The following is a 16100-nucleotide window of genomic DNA, read 5'->3' as shown; positions in this document are numbered from 1 at the left end:
TCACGTCGTTTATTCGTTTACCTGTGTACTTTTGTTTCCGACCCAGAGTAGGCGCTTTTGTAGGTTGGTGCTGAGCTTGCGAAGCCCAACAATCGCGGTAAACGTTGGGCTTCGTGCCTCAGCACCAACCTACCTAGCCTAACGTACCGAGGTTGGTTGAAACTCCATAGCGAATACGTTCTTCATCGGTTAGTTCGTATATACCGATGGTGCTGGTTTCTTTAACTGCTTTTTTGTACTTAACGGGATAGCGCATTCCCTGAACAATTTTAACTCTGTCTGCGTCGGGCATACGGCAGCCAAAAATAATCGACGCGATGAAAGTTTCATCATACCGCAGGATAGGAACTGTTTCGTTTGGCGGTGGTAGATGCTGTATGTCGCGCTCTGGTGGTTGTACTCGGTACTCTTTTTCATACTCCCATTCAACGAGCTTAGTTCTGAGTGCATCCCAAATTATCTGACCGGTGCGATCACTGTTATCGAATGCCGTTTCTAATCTCCATTCGCCTGAAAACGTCAAATCAAAGGCGTCAGTTAGGCGAAACTCTGGGATTGTTTTTTGGTACTTAACTTTGGATGGAGAGCCAAGCATTCTGGAGTTAAACTCAATGCAAAATCCTTTATGACTATTTGCATAATGCGCCCACATTAGATTGTTGTTGTCGTGCTCCGCAACGCAGTAAAATAAGTACTCGTCTATTAAGCTTTCCAAGCGCTTTTTAGCTATGTGAATTTGATCTTTACCAAATTTGGAAAATACTGTGCCTTTGAGAAAACGCGAAAAATGATCGAAGGCTTTACCTCTGTGACTATCCCTAAGTTGTTTAATATCTTTGGGTGTTGGCTTGATCAACATGATGTTTGAATCAAACAAGTCGTTAAAGTTTTTTCGCCCAGTAAATACTGCATACGAGTTAAACAAAGCGTCGAGTGAGTAACTATCTGCGCTTCTGTACTTGTATAAGTACTGTGGAATGTCTGAGTCGGTCATATTTATTGTGTCATTCTTGGTTGTTGCCATTAAGGTAAAAAGTCGCGTGGGGATATTTTTGTTTACGTGCTTACAGTGGGTTTGTGCAATGTGCAAATAATCCGTTTCTGGTTGACAACAGCTATCCCAGTTTACCCATCCGATTTTATTCTCACCTAAACGCTTGTTCTTTAATGTTGCGTAATCAAAGGACTAAAGTGCTTCACAATCGCTTGCGCATTGGGATTGTGGTTTTGTTGTTTCAGCGCGCTGAGGACTTCTTCGGCGCGCTCCATGTCATTGAGTTCGATCAGCCCAGTTAAGTAGTAAATCTGCGCGGTGAGATCGTTGGGGTTGAGCGCCTGATATTCAGTTTCTAACTGGCGTCGTTTTTCTGGGTTGGGTAGGGCGCGGATGACGACCATGCCGCTGCGGGTCGTGTCGCCTGTGGCGGGTATTTTGGCGAGCTGGCGGCTGACGATGGCGGGTAAGGCGTATCGCTCGGGTTTGAGATTACTGCTCGCTCCGCCGTGCTCTGTGATTTGAACTTCACCTGCGCCGCGCCATGTTTCTTGCTGATTTTGGCTAAAGACAACGATTTGAATTTGCGCTGCCTTATTTAAAACCAAGCGATCATCAATCGAGAGTTTGAGTAAAGGAAGGGCTTTTTGCGCGTCGCCTTGGGCTTTGATCAGGCGCACATCGCCTTGCACTTGCGTGATGAGTGCAATATCGGTGGCGAAGGCGAGTGGGGCGATGATGAGTAGAATGGCGAAAATGAGCGTACGCATTTTGATTCTCCAGTGATCTTATGCCACGGTGGGTCGTACATCTTGCTCGACACGGCTGTCGAGGATTTCGATGACATCGACGCTCTGCTGTCGGCCTTTGACGTTAATCCGGCTTTGCCTGCCTGTCACAATGCCGCCACCCGCAGCAGCCAGCGTTTCGCTACTGGCAAGCAGCGTGCAGCCCAGCTCTTTGGTCGCGCTTTCAATTCGAGCTGCCAGATTAATCGTATCGCCAATTGCCGTGTATTCCATCCGTCGCTGGCTGCCAATATGCCCGACGACGGCAACGCCGGTGTGCAGGCCGATGCCGATGCGAAATGGCGGTAAATTGCGCCCTGCAAAGCGTGTCTCCATCCATGTCGCAAACTGCTGTGCAGCCGCTTGAATCGCCAGCGCAGTTTGCACCGCGCGGCGCGCATGATCGGGCGTGGCGAGCGGCGCGCCAAATTGCACCATGATGGCGTCGCCAATAAATTTATCGATACTACCGCCGTATAGAAACACCGGCGCGCAAATTTGCTCGAAATACACATTTAGAAATTCAACGACTTCGTGCGCGCTGAGTTGCTCGCTAATCGCGGTGAAGTCGCGAATATCGGCAAACAGTACTGTGAGCTGATAACTTTCGCCGCCTAAATCTGGCAGCTTGTCTTGCGCCATAATTTTGTTCAGCACTGCGCTGGAGACGTAGCGGCTAAACAGTTGCTGAATTTTGCGGCGCTCGCGTGTTTCGCGGGTAAAGCGCCGTCCGTAGCTCAAGCCCCAGCAAATCAGTAGACCCAACTGTGCATCGGCGGCGGGCAGTAAAAATCCAAAATAAAACAATCCTTGGCCGATCAGCAATAGCCCAATCAAAAACGCGACGGCAAGCAGCACGCCCCAGCTGAGGGCGAGGCGCTGAAAGAGCAGCGTGGCGCTGATGAATAAAACGGTGAGTAAAATTAGGCGTGGCAAGGTCGCGAGGTTTTGGGTCGGATTGCGGGCCAACAGCGTTTCGATAATATTGGCGTGAATTTCTACACCGCTCATATTTTGCCCCGCCAAACTCAACATCGCGCGGCTGTAAGGCGTGCTGTGTGTATCGCCCATGCCTTGGAAATGCGCGCCGATCAGGATGATTTTGCCTGCGAGGGCGCGCACCGCAGGATCTTGTGCGGCATTGGGGGCGAGCAGCCGTGAAATCGGCAAACTTGGAAAACTACCGGGCGGCCCGGCGAAATGGATAAGGCCGCTGCGCGCTTTATCGGGGGCGCCCGCCATCAGCGCGGCCAGCGCATATTGCGGCGCGCCGCTGCGTAGTTCGGGCGCTAAATTGAGTGCTGGTTTACTGATAAATCGCCGCACTCCGCCATCAGCGTCGGGGTGCAAATTGGCAAAACCAACGTAGCGCGGGATGTCTAAATTGGGTAAGGACAGTAAATAATCGGGGTGCGGCAGTAGTAGTTGATCTTGTCCGCCCTGTGCATCAACTTGAAAACTAGCAACGAGAATCAGCTGACCTTGATTGAGCGTTTGGCGAAACGCCAAGTCGTAGTTTTGCAGCGGCTGCGGCAATGCCTCGCGACTCAGCCCTGTGCGATTGAGCCAAGTTTCAGGGGTAATGGCAGGGAGAAAATCAAGGCCAATCCGTCGCACGCCCACTTGCGTCAGTACTGCGGCGGCACGCGCGAAATAAGGGCTCCAAAAAACCAAAGGCGTATCGGCTTGTGCGGCTAAAGACGCATCATCCACGGTAATGAGTACCACGTGCTGCGGTGTGTAACGCTGGCCTGCCCATTGATGCCAACTATCGGAATAAATGTGATTGAGCGTTGCAAGTTGCTGTGTCCGCAGGCTCAATTCGGCAATCAGCAGCGCCAAAGCAGCAATGAACATGATCCAAAGGCGCTGGCTGATGGCAGGCATGGATTATCTTCCCGGATCGCCGGATGTCACATACGCAGCCCAAAAGAAGGGATGCTGAAATTGGCTGTTGCCGATCAAATCCAGCTGTCCTAAGCGCAAGCTCGCCGCTCGGCTCAGTTTGGGATTGCTGCTGTAGTGGCGCAGCGTGCCAGTGACCAGCAGTTTGGCTGATTGCGTTTCAACCGCCCATTGGGTTGCCAGCACGGCGCGTGCGCCAGCAAAGTAAAAACCCCGCGTTAATCCAGAAAACGCTTCTTCGGCGCGGCCATCATTCGATGCGGTATTGCATGCCGATAAAATCACCCAATCGGCATTGAGTTTCAGCGTGAGCACATCGTCGAGCGTTAATAAGGGCGAGTCTTGTGGATTGTTATTTGCCGCAAGCGCGAGTGCTGGACGAGATAATAGGGGTATATCGCCAGGCTTTAGTCCATGTGTGGCAAAGGCGGCAATACGGTAGTTAAGTAATGGGCTGGTCATGACCTTGTTGCGGCTGGCGGCACTGCCTAAGAACACATCAAGGTTCACGTCTGCGCCGAGTAGATTGGCCAGCTCCAAAATTTCATCTCGGGTTTCAGGTAGCGCGGGGACTTTACCGTAATCAAATGCTGCCTCATTGAGGTTGGCGCGCAGTAGTGCGCGCACGGCGGGATTAGGCTTGCTGGACGCCGTGGGCGTAGTTGCAAGTGCCGTGGTTTTGGGCGTGGATTTTTTTGCATTCGCGGGTTTGCTCGCCACGCTACTGGGCAATTTAAACAGCGGATCGCCAAAGCCAATAAACGCTTGGCTGGCCGTGCTGTGTGGCGTGCTGCGTAGCGCTTGAAAAGCGGCGACGGATGCAATTTGATTGATCGCGATGTCTTTAATCAGCCACGGCGCGGTCTTGAGGTCGCTGCTGGCTTGCGTGGTCAGTGTCGCCAATGGGATTTGCGCCAAATCACCGCTGATGGCGAAAGTGACACTGTCGCCTTTACGATTCAGTACCGGCGCAATGAGTTCACGGTAGAGCTGAAAGCTAGCGGCAAAGTCAAAATGCGCTTCGGCTGGATTGGGCAAGTCGCCAATATCAAGCGTGCTGCGTAGTTGGCTCACTAAGCGGTGAATTTGCGCGTCATTCAGACTAGAAAAGTGAAAGGCTTTGCTGCCGTCAGCGGAGATAGACCAAATCAAAGTGCCGGATGCGCTGGGGTAAATGCTGATCAGTGATTCGCCAGTTTGGAGCAGCTTGCCGATTTGGTTGAGTGTGGGTGGTTTGGGGTTGATCAACGCTTGGTAATTAGGGAAACGCTGCGCGATGTCTTTGAGCGTTTGTCCACGTTGATTGGTCAAGTCGATGATTTGCTGGCGGTTTAGATTGATGACTTCGGTGCGTTGTTTGGCGAGCTCTTTATCTTTTTTTTCTTCGGCGGCAGGGTAGCTGGCGGGATCTTTGGCGCGCCGTTCTTGATCGAGCTGTTTGTCGATTTCGAGCAATTGCGTGATTTGGCGGATTTTTTCGCGCATCTCACTTTGCTGTTGCCGCTCCTTGCTGATTAAAGCGGCGAGTTCGGGTGTGCTGGCGGCGAGGTTGGCCGCGCTATCGATGAGCGCGCGTTGCACAATGCTGGCACGTAAGCGATCGGCAACGCGAAAACTGTCGTTCATTAAATCGCTGTCAGTCAGGCGATTGCCGTTGTCTTGATAGATCTTTTGCACTAGTTGCAAATAGGCGCGCAATGCCAGTGGCAAATAGCTACCGCGTAGGCCGGCAGGCTCGGCATCGGCAAACGAGGTTTCTTGCGAGAAAATGGCTTTAAATACATCGGTATAATCATTGAGCGCTTTGCGTTGCTCGTTTTTGGCTTGATACACCATGGCGCGAACGGCTTTGGCTTCGATCGTTGCAATGTGATTTTCGCCGTAATTGCGCGCGCGGTAGCGCACTGAGGCATCGATGGTTTTGAGCGCGGCATCGACTCTATCGTTATTCAAATCCAAAATGGCGCGCAAAATAGGGCTGTCGAGCTGGGCTTGGGCGACTTCATCATTGCTGGCGGCGCTGCGCATTTGGCTGGCGAGCTGATCGGCGTTTTGCCATTGCGCCAAGCCAAAATAAGACTGCAATAAAGTCATTTGGGCATTAAGTAGCCAGTTGGAACTTTGGCCTTCTGGATTTTTTTGCAGCAAGATAATTGCTTGTTGCGCTAAATCAGCCGCTTCGGTGTAGCGGCGTTGGGCCAGTTTGGCTTGCGCTAAGCGACCCAACCAATCGCCTTGATTGGCGCCGCCGCGTTGCTCTGTTTGGATGTTTTTCATGCCTAAACGTGCGGTGGCTTCTGCTTCGATATTTTTTCCTTCTGCAATTTGCTGCCGAATCATGATGTGCAAAATGCCGTCCCGCGTGCGTTGCGCGCGATCTGCGATGACATTGCGATCCGTGGGATTAGTGATGTTGCGCGCACGTTGGATTTCTTGGTTCACAAAATTCAGCGCCGCGTGGATTTCAGTATTGGCGGCTGCTAGATTGCCTTCGCGGCGCAAAATAGCGGAGCGCAGGCTGGCGATTTGCGCCGAGATAAATAAGACATCATTCGTTTTTCCGCTCGCTGCGGCTTCGCGTTTAAAACGTTCGGCTTGCGCCAAAAGCGTGCTCGCATCTTTACCCATCGATAAATAATGCTGGCCTAAAATCGCTGCATAGCCCGCGCGTGCATTGGCCGAATAGCCGGGATCTTTGAGTAATTTTTCACCCAGTTCAAGCGCGGTGCTTTGATTGCCATTGCGCCATTCCTCGGTGGCAAGGTAGCCCAAATAGCGGGAAGGTTGGCTGTCGCTGCTGGTGAGTTCAACTAAGCGGCGCAGCGCGCTAATGCGCGCCTGACTGTCACCCGCCACGTAGGCGGCTTGTTGGCGGCGGATTAAATAGTCGATTTCGACGGCGGGTTTGGCGTTGCTAGGTAATGTTTGCGCCAAGGTGCTTTTGGCGACGCTGCTGCTCATTCGGACCGGATCTTCATCCGTTGCGAAATCATCGTCTGCCAGTGCGATGCAAGTCAGCAACAGCAGTAAAAAAAGCTGTGCCAAGCGAATGGTCAGAGTCATCACCTCACCTCGCGTTTGCGTCCGATGGTTCAGTTAAGACGAGGTGGGGCGGAATGCTATGTGACTAAGACAGGCGGTGAATGCAAGCGATGAGCTTGCGCTCAGCGGGGTAAGCGTGCTGGAGTAATACTTGTTGGTATATCGATGTGGCGCTTATTAGCTAAGGATTGCATCTAAATACCCTATTCTTTTTTTAGGCTCACTGTATCGCCAGTCGGAATGCCTTCTGTTTCCCAGCGATCAAATTCAGCCATGATGGTGTCGTAGGTTTTTTGGCTGATTTCGGGTAGCGTGCCACCGAGTATTTCTTTGGCTTGTGAGAAGCCTAATTCGACTGCATCGCGGATTTTGCCCAGTTGGGCAGGATCGTTGCCCATGGCAAATTTGGCGAAGCTCAGAATACGCTCGGATACTTTTCTCACGCCCATTTCGCCGTCTTCAGAAATAGCTTCTTTAGCGGCATCAATCGTGCCTTGATCGACGGTGAGTTTTTGCTCGCCACGAACCACTTTAGCCATCGTCAGACCTTGTTGCTCTAGCAATGGCCGCAGCATACTCATCAATTCTTCGACTTTACGATCTGATTCAGCCAGCATCGCCGATAGATTTTCTGGTAGCGCCCGTGGCTTGCTATAGGTGAGCGCTTCGGTTTCTTGTTCGCTAATGGTCACCTTGTCTTGCGAAGTGGCGTTGTCGGGTTTGACTGCGCTGGCGTCGCTGGCGGTTTTTTTGACGCTGTTGACTGAGGGGGTCGTGGTGCTGATGGTGCTGCTAATAGAGAGCGACATAATAATCACCTTGCAAGCAATAAAAAAACGGCTGTGTATCTTTATATCGGCATAAACAATTGAATCAATAGGTAAATATTGACAGTGCATGCTTTAAACGGCGTGTTTTTGCTTTGAGGCGACCAACGGCAGTGCTTAGCTAAAAAGCCCTTATGAGTGAGCTGCGTGCTTTGCATTTGGCGATCTCGTCAACCATGATAAGTATTGCCTAATACGGATTAGGCGGTGGGTTTGAGCGAGCCGATAGACATGATGTTTTTGTTCTGAAAGTACCGTCAATGAGTAGTGCTTGAACAGGTAGCGTTCTGGATGCCATTACAAAAGTTAGCAGCAGAAAATCTCAATTTCCTTCGTGATTTTTTGGATACCTTGCCGATTCAATGCTTTGTGAAAGATCCGCAAGGCCGTGCTTTGCTGATGAACAAAGCCTGCCAAGACGCTTTGGGCGTGTCGTTTGCGTCGATTGAGGGTGAAAAAATCTATTCGTTTTTTCCGCCAGAGCAATGGGCGCGGTTTTTGCGGCGAGATCAGGAAATTTTTGCTAGTCAGCAGACTGCGGCGTATGAGGAGACATTCTGGAGCGCGAAATTTCAGCAGAATCGGATTGGTTATGTAATTAAAAATCCGGTATTTGATGCACAGGGGCGACCGTTATTTATTATCGGCTCGACGCTGGATATTACAGAGCAAAAACAATTTCAGCAGCAGATTGATCATGAGCTTGAAATGCTAAAGCTGCAGGTGGCGGATGTGCCGCTTCCGCAGATTTTGCAGCAATTTGTGATCGGTTTCGAGGCGACTTTTCCCGAGGTGATCGCCTCGGTTTTATTGCTGGATGAAGCAGGGCAGCATTTGGTGCATTGCGTTGCGCCAAGTTTGCCGCGTGCTTATTGTCAGGAGATTGACGGCACTGCGATTGGTGCGGGGGTTGGCTCGTGCGGGAATGCCGCCAGTACAGGGCAAGACACGATTGTGGTGGATATTGCCAGCCATCCGTTTTGGACTCATTTTGCCAGCTTGGCTTTGGAGCATGGCCTAGCTTCATGCTGGTCGATCCCGATTTTGTCTACCAAAGGGCGGGTGCTGGGGACGTTTGCCAATTACCATCGTTATCCGTGTGAGCCGCGGCCGAATGAATTACAGGCGATTAAACGCGGCGCTTATTTGCTGGGACTGATGATTGAGCATGATTTAAGCGAAAAGCAGCTGGCTCAAGATCGTTTGGCGCAGCTTGAATCTGCTCAGCACACGCAAACCATTCTCGACAATATGGGCGATGGTGTGATTACCATCAATGCACGTGGCTTGATCGAGACGTTTAATCGCGCCGCCTGCCGAATCTTTGGCTATGCGGTCGATGAGGTGCTGGGCAACAATGTGGCTATGCTGATGCCCGAGCCGCATGCGAGCCATCACGATGGCTATTTGCACAATCATCTTGATTCGGGCGAGGTGCGAATTATTGGAGTTCCGCGCGAGGTAGAAGGGCGGCGCAAAGACGGTAGCCTGTTTCCTATGCGTTTATCCGTCTCTAAGATTATGCGCGCTGGACAGGCCATTTTTATTGGTTTGGTGAGCGATGCAACCTTGGATCATCAGCGTACACAAGAGATTCACCGTTTGGCTTTTTATGATCCGCTCACCGGCCTGCCTAATCGTCGCCTGCTGATGGATAGAATTAAAAAAGCCATGGTGGCATCGGCGCGCAGTACTTATTTTTGTGCGCTGATGTTTTTGGATTTGGATCATTTTAAGCAACTCAATGACTCGCATGGCCACGATATTGGCGATATTTTATTGCAGCAAGTATCGGCGCGTTTGCTGTCTTGCGTGCGTGAAAGCGATAGCGTGGCGCGTTTGGGCGGCGATGAATTTGTGGTGCTGCTGGAAACGCTGAGCATCTATGAGTCTGAAGCGGCCAATCAAACGAAAGCTATCGCGAATAAAATTTTAGCCAGTCTCGGTGCGCCCTATACTTTGAATGAAATTGTGCACCGCAGTACGCCCAGTATTGGGATTGTGGTGTTTCAGGGCGAGCAAGATGCCATCGATGAACTGCTCAAAAAAGCCGATGTGGCCATGTATCAAGCCAAAGCGGCAGGGCGAAATACCGCCTGTTTTTTTGACCCCGAAATGCAAGCTGCAGCGGCGATTCAGGCCGAGCTAGAGAAAAACCTGCGCGAGGCGTTGGCGCGTGAGGAGTTTTATCTGGATTATCAGGTACAGGTCGATCTCTTCGGACGCGTCATTGGCGCTGAGGCACTGCTGCGCTGGCGGCATGAACGGCTGGGGATTGTGTCGCCAGCGGTGTTTATTCCAATGGCCGAAGAAACCGGCATCATTGTGCCCTTGGGGGAATGGGTACTGCAGCAAGCCTGCCGCCAGTTACGCCGCTGGAGCGAGCATGCAGAAAGCGAAAATTGGTTGCTGGCGGTGAATATCAGTGCGTTTCAGATCGCGCAGCCGGACTTTGTTGTAATGCTTAAAGGCATATTGGCGAGCACGGGAGCCAAGCCTTTACGGCTAAAATTGGAGCTGACCGAAAGCACTTTGCTCAGAGATGCCGAAGATGTGATCGAGAAAATGAACGCGCTCAAAGCGGTGGGGGTGCGTTTTGCGCTGGATGATTTTGGCACTGGTTATTCTTCATTACTGTATTTGAAGCGGCTGCCGCTGGAGCAGTTAAAAATCGATATGTCGTTTGTGCGGGATATTTTGCAAGACCCGAATGATGCGATGATCGCGCAAACGATTATTGCGCTGGGGCATAGCATGGATTTGCGTGTAATTGCCGAAGGTGTAGAAACCGCTGCGCAGCGAGATAAATTGGCTCAAATGGGGTGCGATGCGTTTCAAGGCTATTTTTATGGCCGTCCAGGGCCGCCAGAGCAGATTGCAGCGCCATGATGTTATAGGTATTTCCTTGTTGCTATTATTTATCAATGCTTGTAATGATATACCTATGATATTTGATTGCCGAAGATGTCAATAGAGCCGAAATGAACGACTCTATTTTCCGCCGTAGTCTATTACGCCTGAATGATAAAAACCGTTGGCCGTTTATGGATGTTTGGTTCCGGTTTTTTCTTCCATTGGGCAGCTTCTAAAGTCAGAATTTCTTGGCTAACTAGCGTGATATCGCAAGCCACAGTCAGGCGTGTGTTCGGTTTTAGCGTCGCGACCAGTGCTTGAAATAGTGCGCCATTGCGATACGGCGTTTCGATAAATAGCTCAGCTTGAGCTTCTTTGGCGGAAGTGGCTTCCAGTTGGCGAATCGCGACGACGCGGCCAGCTGCGTCCGACGGCAAATAGCCATTAAAACGGAATTTTTGCCCGTTCGCGCCTGATGCCATCAGCGCCAGCAGCAAGGACGACGGCCCCACCAGCGGCACAACTTTGATGCCGCGTTGATGCGCCAATTGCACTAAGCGCGCGCCAGGATCAGCCACGCCAGGGCAGCCCGCTTCGGACATCAAACCGACATCAATGCCATCCAGCAGCGGCTTGAGCAGCGCAAACACTTCATGGTCTTTGGTGTGCTCGGACAATTCATCCATTTGCAGGCTGCGCAATTCATGCGGCGTGCCGAACATTTTCAGATGCGCGCGCGTCGTCTTTGCGTTTTCGACAACGAAATAGGTTAGGCGTTTGGCGATTTCAAGCACGTCAGCCGGTAAAATATCGTTGAGCGTGTCGCCACCCATAGGGGCGGGAATAAGATAGAGCGTTCCAGACATGGTTTTGTTCCAAACGTGTGTACGGTAAAAAGACGTCGTAGCTTGATTTTATTCAAGAAGGGTATATTAATCTAGCCATTATTAAATAAGGGTTATATTCAAATACCCATCTATTGGTTTCGTGATGCTTTATAAAATAGAAAAACCTTCCGCATCCAGCATCGTAATCAATTCAATCAGCGGCAAGCCAATAATCGCTGCTGGATCCGTGCCCTCAATCGCCGCGATCATCACAATGCCTAAGCCTTCGGTCTTAGCACTGCCAGCGCAGTTGTAGGGTTGTTCGCGCTGTAGATAGGTTTCAATTTGCGCATCGCTGTAATCGCGCATTCTCACTGCCGTAATGTCGACGTGGCTTTGCGTGTGGCCGGTTGCCGTATTGTAAAGGCACAGCGCAGTATGAAAGGCGATCGTTTGTCCGCGCATCGCGGTTAACTGCCGAACGGCGCGTTCATGGTTGCCCGGTTTTCCGAGCTGCTCGCCATTGAGTAGCGCAACTTGGTCTGAACCAATAATCAGGCTGTTGGAAAACTGCGTCGCCAGCACTTTGGCCTTAGCAATCGCGAGGCGCTCGCTGGTTTGTGCGGCGGTTTCGCCTGCCAGCGGCGATTCATCTAAGTCGGGCGCGGCGGTGATAAACGGAATGCCGAGTCGAGACAAAAGTTCTTTTCGATACAGCGATGTAGACGCCAGAACGAGTTGCGGTGCATTAGTTTGGAGTGAAGGGGTTTGCATACGTGGTTACCATGGTTTGAAAAGCGCAAAATACTTTGACAGCGGGTAGTGGTCGATTATATCATGCGCGGTTTCCGGTTCTACGCGGCAGCCACATGACGGTGATTCATAGCGCGGAATTTGCGCAAGAAGGTCGAGAACTTAAAGGTTCTATCCCACTTACGCAGCTCTCACGTTTGAGTGACCTGTTGGCCGATGCGTCAGGCGAAGTATTCTGGCATATCGAAAGTGGTGTAGATAAATTGCAGCGCCCTTGGCTTTATTTAGAAGTGAAAGGCACTTTGCAGTTGATTTGTCAGCGTTGCCTTTTAGGCGCGCCTTGGCAGCTCCACAGTGAAACGGTATTGACGCAGTTTGTGACCGAAGAACAAATCGACGAAGCCGAAGCGCTCGACGAAGACCTCGACGGCATTCTGATCGATCCGGAGCTGGATATTGAAGCACTGGTTGAAGATGAGATTTTACTCACTTTACCCGTAGCGCTTTCACATGATGTATGTGGTGGCGATGACGCGCTGGCCAAATTGGCAAGCGATAAACCTAATCCGTTTGCAGCCCTGGCTCAGTTGAAAACCAGGAAAGCGGAATAAACAACTGAGTACTTAGGAGTATTAAACATGGCAGTTCAACAAAACAAAAAATCACCTTCGAAACGTGGCATGCACCGTGCACATGACTTCCTAGTTGCACCAGCATTGTCTGTTGATGCAGCGACTGGTGAAGTTCATCGCCCGCACCACATTTCTCCAAACGGCTTTTACAATGGCCGTCGTGTGATCAAAGCTAAGGGCGAATAATCGCAGCTTGCTGAATTTAGCAGAGCGGGTTAATTCTTTAGCCAAGCTGGCTAGCTTTACGGCGCAAGTGAGTGTCTCTATGAGAATAACTCCCTTGCGCCGTTCGTCATTTTAGGTGTTGGAATGAATATGACTGTGGCTGTCGAATCGAATGGCTGGCAATTATCTTGCCCGCTGTCTTTGATATTTAAGGTGTGCTAATGGATATCACTGTCGCAGTCGATGCCATGGGTGGCGATCATGGCACCCATGTTACTGTGCCCGCTGCATTGCGTTTTTTGCGCGATAACCCTGATGTGAACATCGTTTTGGTGGGCTTGGTCGATGCCATTGCTGCCGAACTGAAAGCACACCATGCCGTGACGCACCCCCGTTTGCGCGTTCATCCGGCGACTGAGGTCGTCACTATGGATGAATCACCGCAATCTGCGATGAAGAACAAAAAAGATTCATCGATGCGCGTGGCGATTAACTTGGTTAAATCCGGCGAAGCCAATGCTTGCGTATCGGCAGGTAACACTGGCGCCTTGATGGCGACGGCGCGCTTTGTGCTTAAAACCATTCCCGGGATTGATAGACCAGCGATTGCCAAATTGATGCCGACGATGAAGGGCCAAACGGCGATGCTCGATTTGGGCGCGAATGTCGATTCAACGCCTTTGCAATTAACGCAATTTGCCATCATGGGCTCGGCGATGTTTGCTGCGCTGAAACACGTTGATGCGCCGACGGTGGGTCTGCTTAATATCGGCTCGGAAGACATCAAAGGCAATGAAGTGGTGAAAGAAGCGGCGGAAATGATCCGTAAAACGCGTCTTAATTTCCACGGCAATGTCGAAGGTAATGATATTTATCGTGGCACGGTGGATGTCGTCGCTTGCGATGGTTTTACCGGCAATGTGGCGTTGAAGGCTTCGGAAGGTTTGGTCAAAATGATTTCGACCTTCTTAAAAGAAGAGTTTACCCGTAATTTATTTAGCAAATTTGTTGCCGTGTTGGCGATGCCGCTGCTCAAACGTTTTAAATCACGCCTTGATCCGGACCGTTTCAATGGCGCGTCGTTCTTGGGTTTACGCGGCATCGTGGTAAAAAGTCATGGCGGCGCGAACAAAAACGCATTTTACTGGGCGCTGTCTCAAGCCGTTGAGGAAGCACGCTCCGGCATGATTCAACGTATTACCGAGCAGGTGCAGCAAGAACTATTGCACCTGAATGCTGCGGTGGAATCGACCGTAGATTGATTGGGTATTACTCTGTAGGCATTGTTGATTAATAGCTACAGGCTAATACCTAGCCCTTGTTTGAAATTATTAGGGGACGTTTATGTATTCCCGTATTGCAGGTACTGGTTCATATCTACCAGAAAAAATTCTGACCAACGCCGAATTGGCGGAAAAAGTCGACACCACCGATGAATGGATTGTGTCGCGCACCGGCATTCGCCAACGCCATTTAGCGGCTCCCGATCAATTAACGTCTGATCTAGCCTTGATCGCGGTTGAGCGTGCCTTGGCTGCGGCTGGCGTGGATAAAAGCGAAGTGGATTTGCTGATCGTTGCGACGACCACGCCGGATAATATTTTCCCATCGACTGCCTGCATTTTGCAAAACAAGCTCGGCGTACATGGCTTCCCAGCCTTTGATATGCAAGCCGTCTGTGCGGGTTTTGTGTATGCCTTGACGACGGCCGATCAATTTATTAAAAGCGGTGCGGTGAAATGCGCGGTGGTGGTTGGCGCAGAAACGCTATCGAATTTGATCGATTGGACTGATCGCGGCACCTGCATTTTGTTTGGTGATGGCGCGGGCGCAGTGGTACTGAAAGCGTCAGAAGAGCCTGGTATTTTGGCGACACATTTACACGCCGATGGCCGCTACAATGGTATTTTGAAAACCGATGCGCGTCCTAAGCAAGGCGAGCTAGTTGGCAATCCGTTTGTGTATATGGAAGGCAATGCGGTGTTTAAATTTGCCGTCAAAGCCTTGGCCGAAGTCGCTGAAAGCACTTTAGCCAAAGCCGGCTTGGCAAAATCGGACGTGGATTGGCTGGTGCCGCATCAAGCGAATATTCGGATTATTGAATCCACGGCTAAGCATCTGCATATGAGCATGGACAATGTCATTGTAACAGTGGCCGAGCACGGTAATACGTCGGCGGCATCGATTCCATTGGCCTTGGACGCCGGAATCCGCAGTGGTAAAATCCAACGCGGCCAAACCTTGCTGATGGAAGGTATTGGTGGTGGCTTCGCTTGGGGTTCTGTCCTCGTTAAATATTGATTTAAGTAAATTGTGAACGGCGCTGATACAGCGCCGTTTTACTGTCTGAAAGGAAAAAATATGTCATTCGCTTTTGTATTTCCAGGTCAAGGTTCGCAATCGATCGGCATGATGAATGGCTGGACTGATTTAGCGGTTGTTAAGGCCACATTTGACGAAGCTTCGGGTGTATTGGGCGACGATATGTGGGCGATGGCCACAGAAGGCCCGCTGGAAGCCATCAATGCCACGGTGAATACGCAGCCTTTGATGTTGACTGCGGGTGTCGCCGCTTGGCGTGCTTGGCAATCGCAAGGCGGCGCAATGCCAGCCGTGATGGCCGGGCACAGCTTGGGCGAGTACACCGCCTTGGTGGCGGCGGAAGCCCTAAGCTTTGGTGATGCCTTGTCTGTAGTGCGTTTGCGCGCGGAAGCGATGCAAGAAGCTGTTCCTGCTGGTACGGGTGCAATGGCGGCGATCTTGGGTTTGAGCGACGAACTCATCATCGAAGCGTGTGCAGAGGCGGCGCAAGGCGAAGTGGTACAAGCGGTGAATTTCAATTCGCCCGGCCAAGTGGTGATTGCCGGTAGCAAAGCGGCGGTGGAGCGCGCTTGTGAAGCGTGTAAAGCGCGCGGTGCGAAGCGGGCGATGTTGTTGCCGGTATCGGTGCCATCGCATTGCGATTTGATGAAGCCAGCTGCAGAAAAACTCGCGGCAAAATTGGCGAGCATCCAAATTAATACACCGATTGTGCCTGTCTTGCACAATGCGGATGTGAGCGCGTATAACGATGCCGAGCAGATTCGTGATGCCTTGGTGCGCCAGCTGTATCAGCCCGTTCGTTGGGTAGAAACCGTGCAAAAAATGGCCGCTGATGGCGTGACCGTGTTGGCCGAATGTGGTCCGGGTAAAGTGTTAGCAGGCCTGACTAAACGGATTTCTGCGGATGTGCAGGGTGTGGCTTTGGTCGATTCAGCTAGTATTGAGCAACTGAAAGCGGCCTTGTAATAAAACTTTTTTATTTTGGGTATATG

13 protein-coding genes are annotated in these 16100 nt (G+C 51.1%); 6 read left to right on the top strand and 7 right to left on the bottom strand.

The genetic code is table 11. The features are described 5' to 3' along the window. Nucleotides 1-133: 133 nt before the first annotated feature. From Q320_RS0103985 to Q320_RS18370, 5 genes are all read right to left on the bottom strand, one after another. The gene (locus Q320_RS0103985) at nucleotides 134-994 is read right to left on the bottom strand and encodes a DUF2971 domain-containing protein (protein ID WP_027467936.1); all 861 of its coding nucleotides are present in this window, start codon (nucleotides 992-994) and stop codon (nucleotides 134-136) included. Nucleotides 995-1164: 170 nt separating this feature from the next. Next, the gene (locus Q320_RS0103980) at nucleotides 1165-1764 is read right to left on the bottom strand and encodes a hypothetical protein (protein WP_027467935.1); all 600 of its coding nucleotides are present in this window, start codon (nucleotides 1762-1764) and stop codon (nucleotides 1165-1167) included. 18 nt (nucleotides 1765-1782) lie between these two features. Beyond that, a complete protein-coding gene (locus tag Q320_RS18375) occupies nucleotides 1783-3669 on the bottom strand; it encodes an adenylate/guanylate cyclase domain-containing protein (RefSeq protein ID WP_051534443.1) in 1887 nt (628 codons plus the stop codon). Between the two features lie 3 nt (nucleotides 3670-3672). Next, entirely contained in the window at nucleotides 3673-6750 is a 3078-nt protein-coding gene (locus Q320_RS0103970) for a CHAT domain-containing protein (RefSeq protein WP_027467934.1), read from the bottom strand. Between the two features lie 182 nt (nucleotides 6751-6932). Continuing rightward, on the bottom strand, nucleotides 6933-7538 hold the full coding sequence (locus Q320_RS18370; protein WP_035852099.1) for a hypothetical protein: 606 nt from the start codon (nucleotides 7536-7538) through the stop codon (nucleotides 6933-6935). A gap of 309 nt (nucleotides 7539-7847) precedes the next feature. Between Q320_RS18370 and Q320_RS18365 the strand changes: the two genes are divergently transcribed. Then, on the top strand, nucleotides 7848-10445 hold the full coding sequence (locus tag Q320_RS18365) for a sensor domain-containing protein (RefSeq protein ID WP_051534442.1): 2598 nt from the start codon (nucleotides 7848-7850) through the stop codon (nucleotides 10443-10445). Nucleotides 10446-10567: 122 nt separating this feature from the next. On the opposite strand, the gene Q320_RS0103955 is transcribed toward Q320_RS18365, so the two are convergent. Then, nucleotides 10568-11275: an SAM-dependent methyltransferase gene (locus Q320_RS0103955; protein ID WP_027467933.1), complete on the bottom strand. Its 708-nt coding sequence runs from the start codon at nucleotides 11273-11275 to the stop codon at nucleotides 10568-10570. A gap of 129 nt (nucleotides 11276-11404) precedes the next feature. Beyond that, on the bottom strand, nucleotides 11405-12010 hold the full coding sequence (locus tag Q320_RS0103950; protein WP_035852095.1) for a Maf family protein: 606 nt from the start codon (nucleotides 12008-12010) through the stop codon (nucleotides 11405-11407). Between the two features lie 95 nt (nucleotides 12011-12105). Here Q320_RS0103950 and Q320_RS0103945 point away from each other — a divergent pair, with 95 nt between their 5' ends. From Q320_RS0103945 to fabD, 5 genes are all read left to right on the top strand, one after another. Then, nucleotides 12106-12600 (top strand): YceD family protein, encoded by a 495-nt coding sequence (locus tag Q320_RS0103945; RefSeq protein ID WP_027467931.1) that lies wholly within the window; start codon nucleotides 12106-12108, stop codon nucleotides 12598-12600. Nucleotides 12601-12627: 27 nt separating this feature from the next. After that, nucleotides 12628-12807, top strand: a complete 180-nt coding sequence (gene rpmF / locus Q320_RS0103940) for a 50S ribosomal protein L32 (RefSeq protein ID WP_027467930.1) — start codon at nucleotides 12628-12630, stop codon at nucleotides 12805-12807. Between the two features lie 200 nt (nucleotides 12808-13007). After that, entirely contained in the window at nucleotides 13008-14048 is a 1041-nt protein-coding gene (gene plsX / locus Q320_RS0103935) for a phosphate acyltransferase PlsX (protein ID WP_027467929.1), read from the top strand. Nucleotides 14049-14130: 82 nt separating this feature from the next. Continuing rightward, entirely contained in the window at nucleotides 14131-15087 is a 957-nt protein-coding gene (locus tag Q320_RS0103930) for a beta-ketoacyl-ACP synthase III (RefSeq protein WP_027467928.1), read from the top strand. Nucleotides 15088-15147: 60 nt separating this feature from the next. Then, the gene (gene fabD, locus Q320_RS0103925) at nucleotides 15148-16074 is read left to right on the top strand and encodes an ACP S-malonyltransferase (protein WP_027467927.1); all 927 of its coding nucleotides are present in this window, start codon (nucleotides 15148-15150) and stop codon (nucleotides 16072-16074) included. Nucleotides 16075-16100 lie beyond the last annotated feature (26 nt).

Origin of the sequence: Deefgea rivuli DSM 18356 (genome assembly GCF_000620145.1) — a bacterium.
GTDB classification, from domain to species: domain Bacteria; phylum Pseudomonadota; class Gammaproteobacteria; order Burkholderiales; family Chitinibacteraceae; genus Deefgea; species Deefgea rivuli.
This window is presented reverse-complemented; position numbering and strand designations above follow the sequence as displayed.